At 59.3% G+C, this 20,919-nt stretch carries 19 protein-coding genes; 8 read left to right on the top strand and 11 right to left on the bottom strand.

Annotated elements, in window-relative coordinates; genetic code table 11:
- Position 1 precedes the first annotated feature (1 nt).
- From C5L12_RS05135 to panC, 5 genes are all read right to left on the bottom strand, one after another.
- Positions 2–1,543 carry an L-aspartate oxidase gene (locus tag C5L12_RS05135; RefSeq protein WP_105370939.1) on the bottom strand — a complete coding sequence of 514 codons (1,542 nt, stop codon included), beginning with the start codon at positions 1,541–1,543 and terminating at the stop codon, positions 2–4.
- Complete coding sequence (nadA, locus tag C5L12_RS05130; RefSeq protein WP_105370938.1) at positions 1,540–2,511, bottom strand: quinolinate synthase NadA; 972 nt, start codon at positions 2,509–2,511, stop codon at positions 1,540–1,542. The genes C5L12_RS05135 and nadA overlap by 4 nt, the downstream gene beginning before the upstream one ends.
- A 67-nt stretch (positions 2,512–2,578) precedes the next feature.
- The gene (locus C5L12_RS05125) at positions 2,579–3,493 is read right to left on the bottom strand and encodes an NUDIX hydrolase (RefSeq protein WP_105370937.1); all 915 of its coding nucleotides are present in this window, start codon (positions 3,491–3,493) and stop codon (positions 2,579–2,581) included.
- A gap of 123 nt (positions 3,494–3,616) precedes the next feature.
- Complete coding sequence (gene panB, locus C5L12_RS05120; RefSeq protein WP_105370936.1) at positions 3,617–4,438, bottom strand: 3-methyl-2-oxobutanoate hydroxymethyltransferase; 822 nt, start codon at positions 4,436–4,438, stop codon at positions 3,617–3,619.
- A complete protein-coding gene (panC, locus tag C5L12_RS05115; RefSeq protein ID WP_105370935.1) occupies positions 4,435–5,310 on the bottom strand; it encodes a pantoate--beta-alanine ligase in 876 nt (291 codons plus the stop codon). Before panC ends, panB begins: the two co-directional genes overlap by 4 nt.
- A 320-nt stretch (positions 5,311–5,630) precedes the next feature.
- On the opposite strand from panC, the gene C5L12_RS05110 reads away from it, so the two are divergent.
- From C5L12_RS05110 to C5L12_RS05080, 7 genes are all read left to right on the top strand, one after another.
- Positions 5,631–7,235 carry an ABC transporter substrate-binding protein gene (locus C5L12_RS05110; RefSeq protein ID WP_105370934.1) on the top strand — a complete coding sequence of 535 codons (1,605 nt, stop codon included), beginning with the start codon at positions 5,631–5,633 and terminating at the stop codon, positions 7,233–7,235.
- A 61-nt stretch (positions 7,236–7,296) separates the two neighbouring features.
- A complete protein-coding gene (locus C5L12_RS05105) occupies positions 7,297–8,313 on the top strand; it encodes an ABC transporter permease (RefSeq protein ID WP_105370933.1) in 1,017 nt (338 codons plus the stop codon).
- 22 nt (positions 8,314–8,335) lie between these two features.
- Positions 8,336–9,220: an ABC transporter permease gene (locus tag C5L12_RS05100; RefSeq protein WP_425350741.1), complete on the top strand. Its 885-nt coding sequence runs from the start codon at positions 8,336–8,338 to the stop codon at positions 9,218–9,220.
- Between the two features lie 28 nt (positions 9,221–9,248).
- Positions 9,249–10,106: an ABC transporter ATP-binding protein gene (locus C5L12_RS05095; protein ID WP_105370932.1), complete on the top strand. Its 858-nt coding sequence runs from the start codon at positions 9,249–9,251 to the stop codon at positions 10,104–10,106.
- On the top strand, positions 10,103–10,861 hold the full coding sequence (locus C5L12_RS05090) for an ABC transporter ATP-binding protein (RefSeq protein WP_105370931.1): 759 nt from the start codon (positions 10,103–10,105) through the stop codon (positions 10,859–10,861). The genes C5L12_RS05095 and C5L12_RS05090 overlap by 4 nt, the downstream gene beginning before the upstream one ends.
- A 30-nt stretch (positions 10,862–10,891) precedes the next feature.
- Positions 10,892–11,641 (top strand): FadR/GntR family transcriptional regulator, encoded by a 750-nt coding sequence (locus tag C5L12_RS05085; protein WP_105370930.1) that lies wholly within the window; start codon positions 10,892–10,894, stop codon positions 11,639–11,641.
- Positions 11,642–11,655: 14 nt separating this feature from the next.
- Positions 11,656–12,693 carry a dienelactone hydrolase family protein gene (locus C5L12_RS05080; RefSeq protein ID WP_245422767.1) on the top strand — a complete coding sequence of 346 codons (1,038 nt, stop codon included), beginning with the start codon at positions 11,656–11,658 and terminating at the stop codon, positions 12,691–12,693.
- A 21-nt stretch (positions 12,694–12,714) separates the two neighbouring features.
- Here the strand turns inward: C5L12_RS05080 and C5L12_RS05075 are convergent, their stop codons facing one another.
- The 3 genes from C5L12_RS05075 to C5L12_RS05065 all read right to left on the bottom strand — a co-directional run bounded on the left by C5L12_RS05075 (position 12,715) and on the right by C5L12_RS05065 (position 14,988).
- Positions 12,715–13,863: a mandelate racemase family protein gene (locus tag C5L12_RS05075; RefSeq protein WP_105370928.1), complete on the bottom strand. Its 1,149-nt coding sequence runs from the start codon at positions 13,861–13,863 to the stop codon at positions 12,715–12,717.
- A 542-nt stretch (positions 13,864–14,405) separates the two neighbouring features.
- Positions 14,406–14,669 (bottom strand): hypothetical protein, encoded by a 264-nt coding sequence (locus tag C5L12_RS05070; protein ID WP_105370927.1) that lies wholly within the window; start codon positions 14,667–14,669, stop codon positions 14,406–14,408.
- 82 nt (positions 14,670–14,751) lie between these two features.
- Positions 14,752–14,988, bottom strand: coding sequence for a hypothetical protein (locus tag C5L12_RS05065; protein WP_105370926.1), 237 nt, complete (start codon positions 14,986–14,988; stop codon positions 14,752–14,754).
- A gap of 816 nt (positions 14,989–15,804) precedes the next feature.
- On the opposite strand from C5L12_RS05065, the gene C5L12_RS05060 reads away from it, so the two are divergent.
- The gene (locus tag C5L12_RS05060) at positions 15,805–16,029 is read left to right on the top strand and encodes a hypothetical protein (RefSeq protein WP_105370925.1); all 225 of its coding nucleotides are present in this window, start codon (positions 15,805–15,807) and stop codon (positions 16,027–16,029) included.
- A gap of 698 nt (positions 16,030–16,727) precedes the next feature.
- On the opposite strand, the gene C5L12_RS05050 is transcribed toward C5L12_RS05060, so the two are convergent.
- From C5L12_RS05050 to C5L12_RS05040, 3 genes are all read right to left on the bottom strand, one after another.
- Entirely contained in the window at positions 16,728–17,444 is a 717-nt protein-coding gene (locus C5L12_RS05050; protein ID WP_157948993.1) for a ThiF family adenylyltransferase, read from the bottom strand.
- A 64-nt stretch (positions 17,445–17,508) separates the two neighbouring features.
- A complete protein-coding gene (locus C5L12_RS05045) occupies positions 17,509–18,954 on the bottom strand; it encodes a hypothetical protein (protein ID WP_105370922.1) in 1,446 nt (481 codons plus the stop codon).
- 267 nt (positions 18,955–19,221) lie between these two features.
- Positions 19,222–20,916 (bottom strand): S8 family serine peptidase, encoded by a 1,695-nt coding sequence (locus tag C5L12_RS05040; protein ID WP_105371050.1) that lies wholly within the window; start codon positions 20,914–20,916, stop codon positions 19,222–19,224.
- Between the last annotated feature and the right edge of the window lie 3 nt (positions 20,917–20,919).

The following is a 20,919-nucleotide window of genomic DNA, read 5'->3' as shown; positions in this document are numbered from 1 at the left end:
GTTACGCAGTCCTGGCAAGCGGTTGGCGGACGGTGAAGCGAGCAACATGCAGCGCTTCGGCAAGGCTCATCCTGCGCCGCTGTGTATCGGCAAGCTTGGCTGGAAAATCGGTGCGTGCGTGCGCGCCGCGGGATTCTTGTCGCAAGCTTGCAAAAACTGCGATCAGCAATGCAACAATTGCCGGGTCGGCGCCTGTCCCTTCGCTCTCCACTAGCGGCAGCAGGCTGGCGATGGCGCTGTTGATGGCCTCGGCGTTACGCAATACCCCGAGATGGCGGGACACGATCGGCCGGACGGCGGACAGATCCGGTGGCATAGGCAAAGTGGCAGGCGCAACAGTTGCGACCTCGGTTGCCGGAATGCTCGCAACGTCATGTGCCGCCCGCATACCCATGACGGCTGCTTCGAGCAGCGAGTTGCTGGCAAGCCGATTGGCACCGTGAAGCCCCGTGCACGCGGCCTCCCCAACGACCCACAGCCCGTCAACCGAGCTCCGCCCGCTGTTATCCGTTGCAACGCCGCCCATGTGGTAGTGAGCGGCGGGCCGGACCGGGATGAGTTCACATGACGGATCGATGTCTGCCTCTTGGCAGAGGGCGGCAATTGTTGGAAAACGGCTGGCGAAGCGACTTCCAAGCGCCCGCCGGGCGTCCAGGAAGGCGCGGCCGCCGCGCGCGATCTCGCCCGCGATGGTACGCGCCACGATATCCCGTGGCGCAAGTTCAGCGCCTGGCTCTCCGACAAGAAAACGGTCCCCGCGTTCGTTGACCAGGATCGCGCCCTCGCCGCGAACCGCCTCGCTGACCAGCCCAAGCGGTCGCCGCGATGAATCAAGCGCCGTCGGATGAAACTGCACGAACTCCATATCGGCAAGTAGAGCACCGGCACGAGCCGCCAGCATAATGCCCTGACCGAAATTGCCGAGCGGGTTCGTGGTCGCATCATAAAGGCCACCGAGGCCGCCGGTTGCCAGAACGACGCGCGACGTCCGCAAGACCGCAGGGCCCCGGCCGGTCGCACAAAGCAGTCCGGCGACCACTCCGTTCTCCATCAGAATGCGGCGCACCTCCATATGCGCGAGAACGGTAATGGACGGCGTTTTCAGAACCGCTTCGACGAGCACTTTCATAATCGCCGCGCCGGAACCGTCGCCCGCCACATGCACTATCCGCCTGCGGCTATGGGCTGCTTCAAGTCCAAGCGCATAACCGCCGCCATCCGCTCGATCAAACCGGACCCCGTGGCGCTCCAGCGCCGCGACGGCAAGCGGTGCATCCCGGAGGATCGAACCGGCAATGGCCCGGTCGCAGAGACCGTCACCCGCAGCAAGCGTGTCGGCAAGATGCAGCTCGGCACTGTCGTCATCGGCAAGGCTTGCCGCCATGCCACCCTGCGCCCAGCCGCTCGAAGTCGCTTGGCCAAGTCCGTCTCTGGTCACCAGAACCACAGGCTGCGGAGCGAGCGTAAGTGCCGCCATCAGCCCCGCCAGCCCGCCGCCGACGACGGCGACCTGTCCGCTGAGGTGCCTGATCTCGTCGATCATATCGCGAGCATCCTTTCGACCGAGCGACGGGCGGCCGCCGCGATCGCCGGATCGACGGTGACCTCGTGGCGATTCTCCTCAAGCGCACGGCGGATATTGGAAAGCGTGATGCGCTTCATATGGGGGCAGAGATTGCAGGGGCGGATGAATTCTACATTCGGATGGTGTACCGCGACATTGTCGCTCATCGAGCATTCCGTCAGCAGCACCACCCTTGCCGGTTTCTTCTCGGCGACATAATCCGACATGACGGCCGTCGACCCGGCAAAGTCGGCCTCCGCAACCACGTCCGGCGGGCATTCAGGATGGGCCAGGACCGTGATCCCCGAATGAGCCTCTCGAAGGTCGCGGACATCCTGCGCACTGAAGAGTTCGTGAACCTCGCAATGCCCGTGCCAGGCGACGACCTCGACATTCGTCTCGCGGGCCACGTTCTGCGCCAGATATTCATCGGGGATCATCAACACCTTCGGCACGCCGAGCGACTCAACGACCCGCTTTGCGTTTCCGGATGTGCAGCAGATATCGGAAGCAGCCTTTACGGCAGCCGATGTGTTGACATAGGTGATAATGGGCACGCCCGGATGCGCCTGCCGGAGCAAGGCAACATCCTCTGGCGTTATCGACTCCGCCAGCGAACAACCTGCCTCCATATCGGGAATCAGCACCGTCTTTTTTGGATTGAGGAGCTTGGCGGTCTCGGCCATGAAATGGACGCCCGCGAGAACGATCACGTCGGCATCCACCTCGGCGGCCTTGCGAGCCAACGCGAGACTGTCGCCGATGATATCGGCAACCCCGTGGAATATTTCCGGCGTCTGGTAGTTGTGGGCGAGGATGACGGCGTTGCGCGAGCGCTTCAAAGCCAGGATTGCATCGATATCTTCCTCAAACGTCATCCATTCGGCCTTGGGAATGACGCGACTGACGCGATCGTAGAGTGAGGATGCGGAAATCGAAGGGTGCACGCGCTTTCTCCTTATACTCTGGATGAGTATATCATGGGCAGAGAGATATTCTCTATTCGAGTTTATGTCAATTGCGCGAGAGAGGAAGTTTCGAGCCGGACAGAGCACGTTCCTCGAGCACGGCGTGACGGTAGCGGAAGAGCTTCGCCGGACGACCGCCGGTTTCGCTGGTGACCTCGCCGGTTTCCTCGATCAGTTGCTGCTGGTCGATCAGGCGACGGAAATTCGGCTTATGCAACGTCAGGCCGGCAAGCGCTTCCACAGTGCGCTGCAACTGCAGGAGCGTGAAGCTTTCCGGCATGAGCTCGAAGACAACGGGACGGTATTTGATCTTGACCCGCAAGCGGGCGATTCCGGTGGCGAGAATGCGGCGATGGTCGGCAAACATCGGACGTCCACTGGAGATCTCGGCTGCTCCATGACCCGCCTCGGCGACCAGTCCGGCTTCATACATCAATTCGTAGCGCTGCAAGGTGAGATCCTCGTTCCACGCCGCATCGTGAAGGCCGAAGGCGAACTCCACGCGGCGCTTCCGATGCTCGCGGCGAGGCAATTCCGCAGCCGCCCAGGCCTGGAGCTGATCGGAAATGTCGGACAGGATCGCGGGCCTGCCGTTCCGGTGATCCTCCCAGGGGAAATATTCGTACCAGCCATGCCAGCCCGGCTTTCCGGCACCGGGAGCCGCTTGTTCGCGAACAAGACCGAGATAACTGATCGAAATCGAGCGCCGCTTGGCGCTCTCGTGAGTGCGGTCTCGATCTGCAAATGTGTAGAGCTGCTCCAGGTATCCGACGGGATGACCGGTCTGGTCCTGAACCCACTCCCGCAGGCCGGATTGCAGGCTTCGGTGGCCGAGCTCGAACGGACCGGAGGGCAGAGCCTCCCCTCGCCTCACCGTCATGACCTTGGGCTCCCCTTGGGTCACGGCGGTCAGCACGGCTATGAGTTCAGCAAGGGCAAGGCCGACCGTCACGCGGATCATCTCCAACTGGTATCGGCCGCCTTTATAACCAGCAGCGCACGAATTGGTAGAGCTGGAGGCGTCCCGGCATTCGTAAACGCAGTGGCGAACGAAAGCTTTCGAGGCCCTGGGAGGCGGAGAGTATTATGGCCGAGCCTTAAACGTATGTTGCTCCGCCGGAAATTCCCGCGCACGAACCTCCCGGGCATATTCCTCGACAGCCTTCGATACTCTTTGGCCAAGCTCGTCATATCGTTTGACGAACCGCGGCGTGAAGTCGTTGAACAGTCCCAGCATATCATCGGAAACCAGAATCTGGCCGTCACAGGCGGAAGATGCGCCGATGCCAATCGTCGGGATATCGATCAACCCGGTCAGCTCGCGGGCGAGAGGTTCAACCGTACCCTCGACGACGACGGCGAAAGAACCTGAAGTGCCGATGGCGGCCGCGTCACGCCGAAGCTTTGCACCTTCCTGTTCGGAATGTCCGACCGACCGGTAGCCGCCTGCAGTGTGCACCTGCTGAGGCATCAGGCCGATATGACCAAGGACCGGGATCCCTCGCGCAGTCAGGAAGGCGATTGTATCGGCCATTTCCGTTCCACCCTCCAGCTTGACGGCGTCGCACCCCGTTTCCTGAAGGACACGAGCAGCATTTCTAAACGCAACTTCCTTCGATTCTTGATAGGTCCCGAACGGCATGTCGACTACGACACAGGCATTGGCTGCGCCCCGCATCACCGCCTGTCCATGGGCAATCATCATATCCAGCGTGACGCCGAGCGTGGTCGGCATCCCGTAAAGCACCATGCCGAGCGAGTCCCCCACGAGCAGCAGGTCGCAGTGCGTATCGAGCAACCGCGCCATCGGTGTGGTGTAGGCGGTCAGGCAAACGATCGGATCGCCGCCTTTCATCGCCCGGATGCGCGGGGGTGTCAGCCGCTTCTGTCCTCCCACAGCGCTCATTCGACAATTCCTTCCAGTCTCTTTCGAGGGCCTGAGATAACCCTGTTGTCTAGCAATCGGGTGGAGCCGAAGCGGACAAAAAGAGCCACGACAACCGGTTCGTCGATTGAACTGACGGGGCGCAATGTCGAAGCGTCTCTCACTGCGACGACTTCAGTATATGCCAAAGGTTCGCGCGCCAAGAAAGCGCGCAGTTTTTCCTCAAGCTCATTCGGGTCCCCCAAGCCGGCCGCAACCAGCCGTTCGGCTTTGGCAAGCGCCTGCGGCACGATGACTGCCGCAGCTCGTTCCGCTTCAGTGAGGTAGACGTTGCGCGACGATAGCGCCAACCCGTCTTTATCCCGCACCGTCGGCACGGCAACGATACGGACCGGCAAGGCGAGGTCTTCCACCATTCGTTTGATGATGATGACCTGCTGATAATCCTTCTCGCCGAAATAAGCCGCCTGCGGCTGGACGATGTTGAAAAGCTTGCAAACGACCGTCGCAACGCCGGCAAAGTGCCCAGGCCGAACCGCGCCTTCAAGTTCGCCTCCGAGCCCTGGGACGTCAACCACGGTTTCCATCGGGCGCGGATACATATCCTGAACACCCGGGGCAAACAGGATATCGACGCCCGCTTCTTCGAGCATGCCGCTGTCGCGCGGCAGGTCGCGGGGATATCTCGCCAGATCCTCGTTGGGACCGAATTGGAGCGGGTTTACGAAAATAGAGGCAACAACGACCTCGTTTTCCGCTCTCGCACGCTTCACAAGTTCCATATGGCCGGAATGTAGATAGCCCATGGTCGGAACGAACCCGACACTTCTTCCGGTCGCCGTAAGCTGCCGGAGATGTTCCCGCAGCTCGCCAATGGCACGAATGACACGCATAATCCCTCCATGATCAAGCTTGGCCAGGGCGCGTAATACCAACCCCTGCCTTGGTCAATGCACGCGGGGTATTAATAACGATTAGCACCGGCCGCCTATTCGCTTGAAGAGCAATGCGCGTTGTCGCTGCCTGGCAGAGCGCCACTCGCTGCGCCTGTGGCGAGTGCACTTGGCGCTTGGCCGAAAATCTCCCGCCGTCCTGCTGAATCATCACACGGCCGCCCAGACGGCAGGTTGACACATGTCATAAGACGTCATATCACAATTAGGACATTTGAAGCTGCCGGTGAGGAGACCTGCAGCGCAAGGGAGGATCGATCATGAAGTCACTTCTCAAACTGGTTGCCCCGGTTTTGCTGGGCTCTACACTGCTTTCGCCACCGGTGCATGCAGAAACCCCACCGAACATGCTGGTCGTTGGTTTCTCGATGAACAACATTCTCACGCTCGACCCAGCGGCTATTACCGGCAAAGAAACCGTACAGGTTCTCACAAACATATATGATAACTTGGTTGCGCTGAATGCCACCAACCGGTCCCAGGTCGATCCGCAGCTTGCGGAGAGCTGGACCATCAGTGACGACAATTCCGCAATCACCTTCAAACTACGCAGCGGCGCGACATTCGCTTCCGGCAATCCGGTCACCTCGGCCGATGTGATCTGGTCCTTCAAGCGCCTGATGAAACTCAATCTCGCCCAGGCGTCGTTCCTCAAGACGCATGGCTTCTCCGCTACAAATGCGGACGCAAGCTTCACCGCCCCCGACGACCAGACCGTGGTCGTCAGGCTGCCAAAAAAGGTCGATCCGCAGATCATCGTCCAGACGCTCGGCATCGTCGGTCCCGGCTCCATTCTCGACAGCAAGGCCGTCATGGAGCACGACAAGGATGGGGACATGGGTGCTGCCTGGCTCACCAACAACTCGGCCGGTTCGGGTCCCTTTACGCTCGGTCAATGGCAATCCAACGAGCGGGTCACGCTGGAACAAAATCCGAAATATTGGGGCGAGAAGCCCGCGATGCGGCGCATCATGATGCGGCATCTCGCTGAATCGCAGAGCCAGCGGCTGATGCTCGAAAAAGGCGACATTGATATCGCCTATTCCATGTCGGCAGCAGACCTGAAGGCACTCGAGTCAAACAAGGACGTGAAGATCCAAACCAACGGCGGCAGCGGCTTCTATTACCTCGCGGTGTCGATGAAAGATGAGAAGTTCCAGAAGCCCAAGGTCCGCGAGGCGCTTCGCTATCTGATCGATTACCAGGGGCTGAATGACAGCGTATTGCCCTATTTCGGCAGGCTCCGTGACCGCCCTATCCAGACGGGCTTGCTCGGCGCCCTTCCCAATGCGGGCTACAAGCTCGACGTCGCCAAGGCCAAGGCCCTGTTGGCCGAGGCAGGTTATCCGGACGGCTTCTCGACGACGCTGAGAGCAATCTCGGACGTCCCGTTCATGAATGCCGCAACGGCGATCCAGGCTACGCTCGCTCAGGCAGGCATCAAAGCCGAGATCATCACCGGCGCCGGCGACCAGATCTATGGTGCGATGCGTGAGCGCAAATATGAGCTGATCGTCGGTCGCGGCGGCGGCGGACAGCTCCCGCATCCAGACTCCAACCTGCGTGCAATCGTCTACAATCCCGACAATTCGGATCAGGCCAAGCTGACTAATTTCCAGGGCTGGCGCACGTCGTTCTACGATGAAAAGATCAACAAGATGGTCGACGAGGCTCTCATCGAGGGCAACAAGGATAAACAGCTCAAGAGCTACCAAGATATCCAGAGCTATTACGCGGAGATGGTACCGGCAATCCAGCCATTCTCCGAGGTCGTCGACAGTGTCGGCTTCCGCGCAGATATTAAGGGGCTGGAACTGAACCCGTCCTGGTCTACGCAGCTCCGGACGGTCAAAAAAGAGCGGTAATCGCAGATGCCGTAGCGCCGCCGGCGCTGCGGCTTTTCACAATACGCTATCGAGGTGCCCCATGGGAAACGAGCGTCTATCCGCCTTCACGCGGCAGGCCGGCACGATATTGGCGACTCTTGTGGGCCTGCTGATCCTGACGTTCTGCATCGGTCGGCTCATGCCGGTCGACCCGGTGCGCGCGATCGTTGGCGAAGAGGCCGATCAGGCCACCTATGAGATGGTCGCAGAGCGGATCGGCGCCAACCTGCCGCTCTACCAGCAGTTCATCCGCTACATGAACGACCTTCTGCATGGCGATTTCGGCATCTCGATCCGCACCGGGCAACCGGTGATCAACGACATATTGCATGTCATGCCGGCAACGATCGAACTTGCCACATTTGCCATTCTCTTTGGCGCCGGCATCGGTATCCCGCTCGGCATCCTGGCGGCGGTGCGCCGCAATCGGCCGGTCGATCATGTGATCCGCTTCGTCACCCTCATCGGTCATTCTATGCCAATCTTTTGGACCGGCATGATCGGATTGATCGTCTTTTATGCGGTATTGGATCTGGTCGGCGGCGGTGGTCGCCTATCGGACTATTACATCGGCCTCGTGCCGGAGACCACAGGCTTCCTGCTGATCGATGCCGTCCTGGCAGGCGATTGGGAAGTCTTCTGGGACGCCGTCAACCATCTGCTTCTGCCCGCAAGCATCCTCGGCTATTCGTCGATGGCCTATATCACCCGCATGACCCGCAGTTTCATGCTCGACCAGCTGAACCAGGAATACATCATCACCGCCCGTGTCAAAGGTCTGTCGAAGGGGCGCACCGTCTGGCATCATGCCTTCGCCAACATTCGCGTGCAGCTCGTCACCATCGTAGCACTCGCCTATGGCAGTCTGCTTGAAGGGGCGGTGCTCATTGAGACCGTGTTCTCCTGGCCGGGCTTCGGTCAATACATCACCAACAACATGCTGATCGGCGACATGAACGCGGTGATGACCTGCGTGCTTCTCGTCGGCATCATCTTCATTGCGCTCAACCTGCTCTCCGATGCGCTCTACAAGATTTTTGATCCAAGGACGCGGTGAGATGACAGTCAGCTTTCTCTCCATGCAGGATGTCGCCATGCCAAACCCCCGTTCACACCGAAATTCGGCCTTTCACCGGCTGTTGGCGGTCATCCGTGAGCTTCTCGGCAACCCATCCTCCGGTTTCGGCTTCATCGTCATCAGCATCCTGCTCCTGACAGCGCTCGTTGCGCCGCTGATCGCTCCTTACGACCCCAACGTTATCGATCTCGGGCAGACGCTACAGGCGCCGAGCGCCCAGCATTGGTTCGGCACAGATGAGCTCGGCCGCGACATCCTGAGCCGCATCATCTACGGCACCCGTATAAGCTTGACGATCATCACCATCGTGTCCGTCATCGTCGGGCCTGTCGGCCTCGTCGTCGGAACGACCGCCGGTTATTTCGGCGGCTGGTACGATACGATCATGATGCGTATCACCGATATTTTCCTGTCCTTCCCGAGCCTCATTCTGTCGCTCGCCTTCGTCGCTGCCCTCGGGGCGGGACTCGAAAATGCGATCATCGCCATTGGCCTCACCGCCTGGCCGCCGATCGCCCGTCTGGCGCGCGCCGAAACGCTGACTTTTCGGGGCGCGGATTATATCTCGGCATCCCGCATGCAGGGTGCTTCCCCGCTGCGCATCATCGTCAAGTCGATCATGCCGATGTGCCTTCCTTCCGTGCTTGTCCGCATCACACTCAGCATGGCGACCGTGATCCTGACCGCTGCCGGCCTCGGTTTCCTCGGTCTCGGCGCTCAGCCGCCGCTGCCGGAATGGGGCGCGATGATCGCGACCGGCCGGCGCTATATGCTGGACAACTGGTGGCTGGTCGCTTTCCCGGGCGGCGCCATCCTGCTCGTCAGCCTCGCCTTCAACCTTCTGGGCGACGGCCTGCGCGACGCGCTGGATCCCAAGCAAAGATAGGCCCGAAACAGCGTTAGGATTTTCCGCCATGGACAACAGCCAAACTCTCCTGCGTGTTGAAAACCTCCGCGTCAGCTATCGTGCTGGCAAGGCTTACAACACGGTCGTCAGAGGCGTCTCCTTCGATCTCGGCCGCGAGCGCCTCGGCATCGTCGGCGAATCCGGCTCTGGCAAGTCGACCATCGGCCGCGCGCTGCTGAAGCTTCTACCGACGGCGAAAATCGAAGCCGACCGCATGGACTTCAGCGGCACCGACCTTCTCGCCGCTAACGAAAGGCAGATGCTGTCGATCCGCGGCCGGCGCATCTCGATGATCCTGCAGGATCCGAAATTTTCGCTCAACCCCGTCCACCGGGTCGGCGACCAGATCGCCGAGGCCTATCGGGTCCACTACCGGGCCTCCGCCCAGATCGCCCGGCAGAAGACGCTCGAAATGCTGGAGGCGGTGAAGATCCGCGATCCGGAACGGGTGTTCGGTCTTTATCCCCATGAAGTGTCCGGCGGCATGGGCCAGCGCATCATGATTGCCATGATGCTGATCCCGGAACCGCAGATCATCATCGCCGACGAGCCGACATCCGCTCTCGACGTTACCGTGCGCATGCAGGTTCTCAACATCCTGAACGAACTGGTGACAAACAAGGGTATCGGGCTCATCATGATCAGCCACGACCTCAATCTGGTCCGCAATTTCTGCGACCGCGTGCTGGTCATGCGCTACGGCGAAGTCGTTGAGGAACGTGCCGCTCGCGACATGAGGAACTGCACCCATCCCTATACCCAAGGACTGCTCGCCGCCCAGCCCCATATCGGCGGCAGCCGCAGGCCGCTTCCGGTCTTGAGCCGTGAGACCTCTCCAGCCGTCGTCAAGGAGGTGCGCCCATGACCGCCATCGATGTCAGCAATCTCTCGATCGATCTCGGCTATGGTTCGGCGAAGAAGCGAATCCTGGGAGATGTCTGCTTTTCGGTCGAAGCGGGGGAATCCTTCGGCCTGGTCGGCGAATCCGGCTCAGGCAAGTCGACCATCCTGCGATGCATCGCCCGCCTCCTCACGCTGTGGGAAGGCGACATCGAGCTCGAGGGCCGCTCTGTCAAGAACATGCCGTTTGCCGAATATTGCCGGATGGTCCAGATGGTTTTCCAAGACCCCTACGGCTCCTTGCATCCCCGTCAGTCGATCCGCACCGCGTTGCAGGAGCCGCTGCGCATCCATCGCATGGACCGGCAGATGGACCGCATGGAGCGGGCATTGGTCGATGTCGGGCTCAATCCGGATTTCCTGTCGCGCTATCCCCACGAACTGTCCGGCGGCCAGCGGCAGCGCGTGGCGATCGCCCGCGCGCTCATCCTCGAACCGCGCATCCTGCTTCTCGACGAACCGACCTCGGCGCTTGACGTCTCGGTGCAAGCGGAAGTGCTGAACCTGCTGGCCGATCTGCGGGCCAGGCGCAATCTCACCTATCTTTTCGTCTCCCACGATCTTGCCGTTATCGATCATATGTGCGAGCGGCTGGCGGTCATGCAGCACGGCCGGGTGGTCGAGGTCATGGGCCGTGAGGTGCTCGCAACAGGCCGGGCCAAGGATCCCTATGCGAGGGAACTGATCCAGGCGAGCCTCGAATACGATCAGGCTGTTTAAAGCTCCGCATCTGGCAGGGAGGTGTCTTGGATGTTAACCGAAGGCGAAAAACTGGGTCTGCCGTCCTCTCTGCGTAACAGGAGGGAGACGCTGAGTTCGCAGGTGGTGCGCACCATAGCCGAGCGGATCAAGCTCGAGATGTATCCACGAGGATCGAAGCTTCCCACGGAAAAGGAGCTGATCGAAGATCTCGGGGTCAGCCGGACGGTCATACGCGAAGCGATCGCCAATCTGAGAGCCAGCGGCCATGTGTCGATCCATCACGGGATCGGCGTTTTCGTTCGCCAGGACGCGGGCGTCGCGCCGTTCCGACTGGGCGACGAAAGCTTGATGATGGTCGAGAACGTGCTGAAAGGGCTCGAACTGCGCATCGGCATCGAGTCAGAAGCGGCCGCCCTTGCGGCAGAAAGAAGAACGCAGGCCGATATCGAGGCGATGATCGCGGCATGCGAAGCGATGGATCTGGCTGCCCGTGAGGTGCGCAGAGACACACAGGATGATTTTCGCTTCCATTGTGCGGTAGCCGCCGCGAGCCAGAACGAACATTTCTACGGGATATTCAACTATCTCGGCGAAACCCTGATGCCCCGCATGCGGCTTCAGGCGCATCAGGTCAGTGACGAGACCTTTTCGGCACATCTCGTTCGCGTCAACCAAGAACACCGCGCCATCCTGCATGCGATCGAAGCACGCGATGCGGAAGGCGCCCGCGCGGCCATGCGCAAACACCTGAGCGATAGCCGTGAACGGCATATCGAAAGGGTGCGACGCGGGCCGTGATCGACAGCGAGAACATGTCCAGCCTTGCAACGAGGCTGCGCGACAACCTCTCGTTCGCCTGGAACTTCGACCCGGAGAAGGAGAGTTTTCCGGACTGGAAGAGACGCACGAGAAACCGGGTGCGGGGCGCGTTAGACGCTCAGAGGATCATACCTGCCGACGCTTCGGTCACCGGAGAGTGGACTGCAGACGGCTGTATCGGCCAGCAACTCGAACTCCGATTTTCGAATGGCGAAAAAACCGCCGCCTACCTGTTGCGCCCGACTACGACTGCGCCGACTCCGGCGGCCCTGCTGTTGCACGACCATGGTTCCTTTTTCTCTATCGGCAAGGAAAAGATGATCGGCCGCCCAGGCGAGGTGCCCGAGATTGGTGCGGCCATCAAACAATGGACCACAAAGCTCTATGGCGGGCGCCATGTGGGCAACGAACTTGCCAAGCGCGGATACACGGTCTTGTGCGCCGACGCGCTCGGCTGGGGGAGCCGGAGGGGCAACGGCTATGAGGCGCAACAGGCGCTGGCCGCCAACCTCATGCAGTTCGGCGTCTCGCTCGCCTCGCTCATTCTGCGCGAAGACCTGGAGGCGCTCGCCTGGCTTTGCGAGCTCCCGAGCGTCGACGTGAACCGCGTTGCGAGCTTCGGCTATTCCATGGGCGGCTCGCGCGCCTGGCAGCTGGCTGCCCTTTCGGATCAGGTCAAAGCCTGTGTCGCGGGCGGCTGGATGGGGACCCTCGAGGGTCTCATGCAGCCGGGCAACAATCAGCTTCGCGGCCAGTCGGCTTTCTGCATGTTGCATCCGACGATCGCCGGAAAGCTGGACTACCCGCATTTTGCGGGTCTGGCGGCGCCCAAGCCGGCATTGATCTTCAGCGGCGCAGAGGATCGGCACTTTCCCGAAGCGACCGCCCTGGCAGCGCATCGGCAGATCCATGACATCTGGAATGCAGCCGGTGCCGTCGAACGGGTCGAGACGCATCTCTTGCCGGGCGCCCATGGCTTCCCTGCCGATCAGCAGGATTACGCGATCGACTGGCTCGATCGCGTAATCTGACATCAGTCCTCTCGCCGGCTATCAGCAAACGAGATTTGCATTGATGAATTCGAAGTTGATGTCCTCGCCAAGACCCGGCTTGTCCGAGATGTGAACGAAACCGTCTTCGTCCATCGGATCGACAAGAGCGTTCAGATATTCAAAGCCGTCATCATATTCGAGGAACGGATGCAGCAAGCCGCGCTCGTACCACTTGGCATTCTTGGTGCAGGCCGCGATGATCAGGTTCGGAGCGCCGTTTCCATGGATCTCGCAATTCATTCCAAAGGATTCGGCCAGATGCATGCATTTCATAGCCGGGCTGATGCCGCCGACATCGTGGACCCCGGTACGCAGGATGTCGCAAGCCTTGGAAGTGATCCATTCGGCGCGACTGAAGTGCTTGCCGCCGGCGCTTTCGGGCCCGAGCACCGGAATGTCGAGATTTTCCGCAAGCCAGGCGTAGGAGGCAGAACTCTGCTCGTCCATCGGCTCCTCGATCCAGTCGAAATCGAGCTTTTCCAGCCCCCTGCCGAGTTCCAGCGCCTCGGTGCGGGTATACCAATGGAAAGCGTCGATCATCAGGTGGATATCCGGCCCGACCGCTTCGCGTACGGCGGCACAGGCCTTCAGATCCATCTTGACATCAGGCGCCCAGGAAACGGGCGGCATCCAGGTATGCAGCTTGATACCTTTGTAGCCGCGCTTGACGAGCGTTTCGGCAAACCGGCCGTAATCCTCGGGTGTGGCCAGACCGTTTTTAAGTTCGTCGCCGCACATGATCGAGCCGTAGGCCGGAATCTTGTCACGATAGCTGCCGATCAGCTTGTGGACCGGCATGTTGAGCTTGCGGCCGGCAAGATCCCAGAGCGCGCAATCGACGATCGCGAGCGCGCGATCAGTCAGCTGCATGGCGCTGCCGCGCTGCCAGTGGGCAAGATCCTGCCACAGCCGCTCGCGGGCGAACGGATCTTCCCCGACCAATACCTTCTTCACAAACTTATCGATGACGTGCGGACGGATGACTTCCTGAGGCGCGAAGCAATAACCTTCGGTTCCATCATCGGCGACAATCGTGAGCAGGGCCTGATTGACCTTGTGTGGCGGACCGGGATGGGCATGGCCTGCGCTGTCCTGGTGCCGGCGCGTGGTATAAGAAAATACCCGCACATTGACGTCTGCGATCTTCAATCAGTTCTCCTGTTAACAAGCTGAAGGCGAATCTTTACGGCCTGCAGGCGCCTTTGAATGGTGAGCGGGTGCATATTGTTCAACTTAACACCCTATCGGTTTAACACCCTATCGGTCGCTGCGGCGCCTTCCGCCCCCAGACAAAAATGAACCGCGTCGATCTGATCCGCCATCTTATAATATCTTTTATCCAACGTCATATTATAAGATAGGAAACGGGCGTCAATGAATTTTTCAACATATTGGCAGGGTGCGCCAATTTCCTATTCACCTCCGAGCATTGGCAAGGCGACGTACCTTTGAAGGCTTTTAGCGAGGATGCTCTGAGTTCGCCACAACGTGGCACACCTGCGAGGCATAGCCTGGGCGACTCCATGGTACTATAAGTGCCCGATGTCATAATATGACAATCAGCATCCAGGAATAGCTGCCTGTCGATCGCTCAGCGCCATATCATCGGGGAGCGGAGGAAGCCATGTCGATGGTGTGGCAACGGAAAGAGCGCCGGGAGGTCCCGGCGCTCGATTTCAATCTCTTTGCGATTAATGGGGACGAGCTGCGCCGTCGTAATAGTCACCGCTGTCGATCATCGGAGATGCCGGCTGATCGAGACCCGGAGCCTTCTTCAACGGCGGATAGCCGTAACGGGTAACGGAGGGGATGCCCAGCGAATCCGTCGTGACAGTCAGATAGTCGCGGTCGCGAGAGGCGCCCTCATAATACTCGCCCTCCTGCGCAAAGGCACCGCCTGCAACGGTGGATGCCAAGAGAGTGGCGAAGATGGTGGAGATGACAGAGTTTTTCATGATAGTCGTTCCTTTTTCTGATCGGTTCCTGGTGCGACCCAACCGATCGATGTCTTGAATGAACTGTTTGAATTTTCGGGGTTTAGTTCTGTTCGTCGCCGGCAAACCGGTTGTCACGACGAGTCGGGGTGCGGACCCGCGTCACCTCCCGTGTGACATCCGCTTTTGTCTCGGCTCCGGCGACACTCACCTGGGCGGCGAACGAAACCTCGTCTGCAGTCGTCAACCGGTGGCCATCATAGGCAAGTACATGTCCAGCAAACGAGGCCATGCAGGCCGCGGCGACGAGGAAGGCGATCTTTTCTATAGGCACAGTCATTTTTCACTCCATTGTTTGGCGAAACCCGCTTCTGCGGACGTCGTGTTTGATTTTGAGTCGGGCGAACAACAGTCGCCGTCATCAATTTCCCGAATGACTGGAGGATCTCCTCTCGGCCCGTTGAACGGTCTTGCCGAAGCTCTCTGTGAGCTCTTCATCGTTCGGAGACGAAAGTAGGCATGAGGACCCGCCTCACCGGCATCAAGCTCTTACGGAGCACTGATACCCCCGCCGATGGAGCGGTTGCCACCGGGGCGGCCAAAGCCAGCCAACCGGACTATGTTCTCTCACCGTCTTTCGTGAGGGGAATTTCTCTCAAATCCGTCATCGCCCCGCCAAAACGGCGTTAAACTTCCGTAAAAAATGGAGGTAATAAGAAAAAACCCTGGAAAGAATGTGATAGAGTATAATTTTGAGCGTCACTGAACCAGAAGCGTCATTCCTGCAACCGATAACAACGCAACGGAATTTTGCCGCACGAATTGCTTTTCCACGAGATCCACAATACTAAGCAAAAGTATAAATGCTAATCATCTTTTCTTCAAATCGTTCAGCTGAGTTTTCGGTGCTTGAGGCCTGACGAATTCGAAACAAATCAGCCGCTTGATACCAAGTCGGACGACGCCTCAACGCCAACTGAAAGCTCAGCCCTGAGTCGAAAGGGGCTGCCGGACGCGGTTCCAAACGCTGACGGGTAGGCCGATGTCCCTGCGAACCGGTCAGATTCCTTCCCGGCAGGCATGCTTCACGAACCTGCCCCATCGACCTGAAGCAAGATCCTAGGCGGGATTGGCTTACAAGCGAGGCATTGATCCTATGGAATGGTTCATCTTCGATAGATCCGAGCCGAAAATTCCACAACCCGGCTTGCCGTTAAATGTCGTAGGGAACCGCACGATCGATGCGATGTTCTTCATCTGGAGGATGATGAACATGAACCGCCTACGGCACAATCGTCACGACTGGCTTTTATACATTGGCCTAAACGTCGCCCTCGCCTCGCTGATCGCGATGGCCATGTGGTATTCGCCAAGTTTCTAATAAGGTAGCCACAATGGCCAAGAACGCAATCATTGGCGTGCTCGTGGTGCTCATAGTGGCCTTGATTGCCGCCTTTCTTATGAGAGGACCAAGCACGCCCTCCGATGAGACGCCGCCGCCGGCGACCGCACCTAACACAGGGTAACACTCCCTAACCAGTCCCCGTGCTGGCGCGGATGTTTCGAGAAAGGAGCTTGACTTCCGCGTCCTGTGCAAAACGGAGACATGTTAACCCATCGTTAAACTTGAAATGGCGATTGTCCACGCGTCAATTAGTGTGGAGTTTGACATGCGCGGGCAAAACGCTGGATTGCTCTTCCTTATTCCGATTATCGCGTTGCTCTTCTTTGGCATCTCTGTGGCGCTGGACCGTCTTGAAACGGTTGATCCGACGATAACGGGGGCAATAAAACTGATTCCTTCACCGATCACACCCAGTCCGTAGATTGGATTTCATTACAATTGTCGGCTTACTCCGTTTCCGGCTGTCGAACGACGCTTTCGCCTGAACGCTGCGCCTGCTCCTTCGCATCGCTTCCCGATCTCATGCCGGCCATGAAATATGTGCATGGAGGGACGAGTGATATCTGCGCGAAACTGCGTTTGGCATATATCGTCTATAGAACCGGGTTGAGTAACGTCAGCGTCACTGGACTACGCAGAGCGCGATTTCGGGTAGTCCTAAGGAGAGAGGGGCTTCATGGGTGACACACCTTGCAATCAGGGCTCTTGGCAACGGCATGAAGCGAAGCGCTACCCACAGCGGGATTAAAGAGCCAGCGATGGCCGCGCAATGAACTGCGGTGGGTAAGACGCTCGATGGCGATCTGGGAAACCGCAAAACAGGCAATCAGAGCATTATCGGCCGGCGACGGCCGGCCTACGACGCCCGTGTCGATCGGTGCCTGCAGCGTCGCACAACAGAAAGGGCAGGCATCATCCGGCTGCGCCACCAGCGGGCCGGCGACACAAATAGAACCGTTCTGGCCGACATGCAGGTAAGGTGGAGGCACCGGGGCCGCCGCGTGATATTCGGCAAGAAATCGGGGGGCCAGAGAAACACTATCCTCTGCAAGTATCAGAAATGGTTTACGCGTACGGGCCAGAATGAGCCGGGCGGCCTCCGCCCCGTCGGCGAACCGGGTCATGATTGCAACTACCGCAGAAAAGCGGGAGGCGAGATAAGTCGCCAACCTGTCGCTCTTCAATTGACCGATATCTCGTGTCGTTGCCCAGCTCAGTCGTTGCAGATTGCTCTCTTCGATGCGGTCCCCGTCCACCAGGAAAAAATGGCGAGCCCCGAGCGCCGCAAGCTGGGAAGCGATCTGGGAACCGAGGCTTCCGCATCCGACAATGACGAAATCCGTGTCGTGAACGGCATCAAAGAGATCCGCATGATACTCAAAGGCTTTCATCATCATTCACCTTGCTTGATCCAGTCACAGATTGCTGAAAATTCACAGGAACCGCGCTTGCCCATCACGCGTGCTCCATCGGGATCGGACTTGGCGTCTCCGCCGGCGGGGCAACTCGAATGTCGTGCCAATCGGGAGGCCGACTGGCGGCCTTGCGGATCATGTGGAGGCGGCCATCGTACCAGAGACTGAGCCCTTCGCCGGTGCTCTGCAGCATTGGACGGCCCATTCTCGGATCGATGGGCTGCTCGCCCCGCAGAAGCGCCTGCCCAAGGTCCCAGGCCTGACGATCCACGACACACAGACGCTGGGCATAATAGGCCTGGCGCCGAGCCGCCGGCTCGCATTCGAGGAGCCGGTCGACAAGCGCCAAGACGCCGGCGCCCCAGGAAGGAATGACGGCGATGTCCCGGAGGTCGAGAAGGACATCGCCGCCCAGACGCTCGATCCCCTCACGGGCGATATCGATGAGCGGAATTAGACGGGCAGCATACGCAATAACAAATGCAGCTTCCCGTGCACGGTGCTCAGGCGGTGCTCTGAAAGGCAAGCATGCGATGCGAACGGCGCACTCCCAGGGAACGGCGTAGGCCATGTGCAGGATGCTTTCGAGCGTCTGTAGGCTGTGGGTGTATGGCGATACGTACCGGAGTTCGGCGGGCAGCGATGACACCGCCGCGCTCGTGTATAACTGCAGCAGGACATGGCCCACTTCGCGCAGAAGTTCTGCTGCAGTTGCCGGATAATCTTCGGCGTCCAACCTTTCCTGTGACAGAACTACGACGGCACTTGCCGGCAGATCCTCCGAGCTGGAGAACGAGTTGGTAGCGCCATGCCTGGTTCCGATGTAGAGCGTATGAAGACCCGCAGTCAGCCGTTGATAGCCTGCGGGATCGACGGCCGATATAAAGGCGATTGCCTTCTCGAGATGATCGGCGATCCGCTCCCGGTCACGGTCGCTCATCCGGGCATATTCGAGGTCGGGGCCGATTGGCAGACCAGCGATGCGCTTTTGCATCGTTCGGCTTGCTGCCAGACTAGCGGCCGGAACAAGACCGATACCGCAGGTCAGCCGCCGAACCGGATGGCGTTCGAGCGCAAGGTCCTCGGCCAATAGATGAGGCTGCAGGTTATGATCCACGACCTCGGAACTGGCACCGTCGACATACCTTTCCAGCCCCCGCTGAAGCTCATCCATCCAGGCAGTCAGAGCGGGAGATCGGTAGGGGTCGCTTCGCACGGGCAGGAACGCTGAAAAGGGCAGGAACGTTTCGGCATCACGGTATCCGCCATCCGCCAGGCCAGGGAAATAACCGGCCAACGCCTCCACCCTCTCGCCGCAATCTGGCAGTTCGGATGCGGCAGCAAGAATTCGGGCATAACGAGGCAACAGCTTCAGCATATTGCCAGCTGCGGCGGCGTTCACGGAACTGGACTTTGCAAAGAGCGGATTGCGCCGGAGCAAGGCCCTGGCCTGATCCGCCAACTGCTCGATCTGATAAGCAGACATCTTAGTTCTCCTCATCCCTCAGGCTTCAAGTCTCATCATGAGACCCGTCATTTCGGGAAGAATGGTTGCTCCGGAACGGCCGTACCTGCGGCCAATCCGGTTCAAAAACCACCGATCTCGTCTTGTCTTTCGTTGAGAGGAGCTTCTTGTGGACCCGTCATCGGCACGCCAGTACCGCGTGAAACTTCCGTTAAAAGAGGGCCGCGACTAAAAAAAGACCCCCTTTTTTAGGGGGCCTCAACTTCGTGAAACTCATCGAGAACTACGTCACGGCGTCAACACGGCGGCGACAGCCGCCCGAACATCGGGCAGGCCGAACCCGAAGAAATAGCTCATATCGAGAGCATCTTCGCCGTCGGCATTCATGCAGTCGGCAGTCAACACGCGTACTCCCGGTGCTACTGCCGCATCCAGCCGGGACGTAGTTTGAAGGATGGACTTTACTGCTGGGCCAGAGAGCCGCGCCTCGCTGTCATTTTGGCTCTTATATGCCCTTTGGATCAATGCGCAGATGCCTCCCACCTCCGCAGAGGCTCCGGACGTGCCGCCGAACGTGGTATAGTAACCTCCACCGATGCCGGGATTGGCCCCGAACGGCACGATGGAGGACCATGGGTCAGCACCCCGGTTGTAACCGAATGCGCCGGGCAGATCGGTCGTCAGCAGGGAGAAATGGGAATAGTGATATTCCCGAAGCCCAAATGCTTCGTAATCATGTTGCGCAGCGAAAGGAGACAATCGATCGACGCGCAACTGGTGACGGTTGAAGACCTCGCCGTCGTCGGATGGCGAAACGACCGTAAGCCCCTCTCCGTAATTGCTGTATCCTGACCGATAACCCTCGACCGTAACGGCGCCGACCGCGATGATCCCGTTGTCATCGGCAGCCAGATTGGCCGGGTAGATTAGCTGGCTTTCGCCACTGTTTCCCGCCGCGCAAACGATCGGAATATGCTGGCTGATGGCAACAATGAGCTGCTTGAGGACATGCCACGCTCTATCAGGATTTGACCCCTTCTGCGGGGCTTTGGGTTCCAGCTCAAAGCTGCCCTGTTCCGCAAAGGAGATACGGGCAAACAAATCCGCGGCAATCTGGTTTTTCCAGCGTTCAAGATCGGCTTTCAACTCGTTCTTTGGAATGACTCGGCTGCGCTTCGGATCCGGCAAGCCCCGTGGCAGGACGATTACATCGACGTGCTGGTGATAGGCGTAGAGAAATGCAGCAATGAATTGCTGAACATCATCCTCAAAAGACGTCCTGATCGAGATCAGCCGCGAGAAGGGATCAACACCGAAATAGGGAATAACGTTGCGATTGGCACTCGGACATGGCGTACTGCCGTCACCATAGAATGCGCTCTCCGGAGGCTCCGGCGGCTCTCCCTCTCCCGCGACCACGGCCGGTTCGCCGACGATCAGGCCGGCACAGCAGGTGCCATGGGAGGCAAAAACGGACTCCGGATGGAACAGCCGGCGGACGACGCCCTGCGAGGCGGCATATTCCGCGACAATGTCGTCAAGATATTCCCGATCATCGTTGGACAAACCGAGATTTCCCAAAGGAGTGATGTCGAGCCCGGCGAAGAAGGCTTGCTTTTCCTCCCGATCGAAGGAGGTGGTCGCATCGAGGATTTCGGCAAAGCGTGAACCATAACGATGGCTCGTAAGGTCGATCGAGGCTTCGCGATCAAGCCGGGTCGCCAAATTCGGATGGTCTGGCGATACCCCTACATCGATCAGCGCAACCCGGGCCGGATGGATGGGGCCGGCAGCCGCGATTGTATCCCAGACATTTCCTCCGATCTCCGGATCATGGACCTCGAGTGCGGCAGTCTCGTCTTCGGCCGGCGGCGCGACCGGTGGCGAGCCGTAATCCGCATCGATGACGCCCAGGGCCGTCAGATGCCAGAGATAGTAATAGTTCATTGGTGCGGTTTGCGGCGCTTGCATGTCGGCTAGCATCAT

Origin of the sequence: Neorhizobium huautlense (assembly GCF_002968575.1) — a bacterium.
Lineage (GTDB): Bacteria > Pseudomonadota > Alphaproteobacteria > Rhizobiales > Rhizobiaceae > Neorhizobium > Neorhizobium huautlense.
This window is presented reverse-complemented; position numbering and strand designations above follow the sequence as displayed.